A 636-nucleotide genomic window follows, 5' to 3' on the forward strand; every position below is an offset into this window, starting at 1 on the left:
CGCCTGACGCGGCAAGCCCCCGAAAGAGCGGAAAGGGCCTCCGACGCAGGCCGGAGGCCCTTTCCGAGGCAAAGCCGCAGAGGGGGCAGACGAGTCGGGCTGTACGCCGGGTTCTGTGCCCCGGGACCTCGCGGTCGTCGGGGCGACGGCCATCCATCTAGGACCGGCGTTGCCGCCGGCCTCCTGCGGTCTACCCGCGGACTCGGGCGAGCAGCCCTCGAACATCCGCGCAGGGACACCGGGGTGTCCCCTCTTGACCTTGCTCCGAGTGGGGTTTACCTAGCCGCCTGAGTCACCTCAGGCGCTGGTGGTCTCTTACACCACCGTTTCACCCTTACCGAGGACCGAGGTCCCCGGCGGTCTGTTTTCTGTGGCACTGTCCCGCGGGTCACCCCGGGTGGCCGTTAGCCACCACCCTGCTCTGTGGAGCCCGGACGTTCCTCGGGAAGATCCGAGGATCTCCACGCGGCCGTCCGCCCGGCTCGTCTGCCGTGCCGACCATGCTACCTGCCGATTCAGAGGAAGTCGGCCGTCTCCAGGTCGAAGGCGAAGGGGGCGGGGAGGGGGAGGGGCACCGTGATGCTCGCGGTAGTCGCCGTTCTCGGGGTCGGTGAACAGCGTCACCGTGGACGTGTC

The 636-nt window shown here is 69.0% G+C and carries 1 other RNA gene and 1 pseudogene; both read right to left on the reverse strand.

The annotated features are described in order from the left end of the window. Positions 1–86 precede the first annotated feature (86 nt). An RNA gene (gene rnpB / locus CCN56_RS40215) (RNase P RNA component class A) lies at positions 87–485 on the reverse strand. 30 nt (positions 486–515) lie between these two features. Further along, positions 516–636 (reverse strand): annotated as a pseudogene (locus tag CCN56_RS45405) (Uma2 family endonuclease); the annotation flags it as partial.

The sequence above is a fragment of the Streptomyces sp. NRRL B-24572 genome (genome assembly GCF_002156145.1).
Classification (GTDB): Bacteria; Actinomycetota; Actinomycetes; order Streptomycetales; family Streptomycetaceae; genus Streptomyces; species Streptomyces vietnamensis.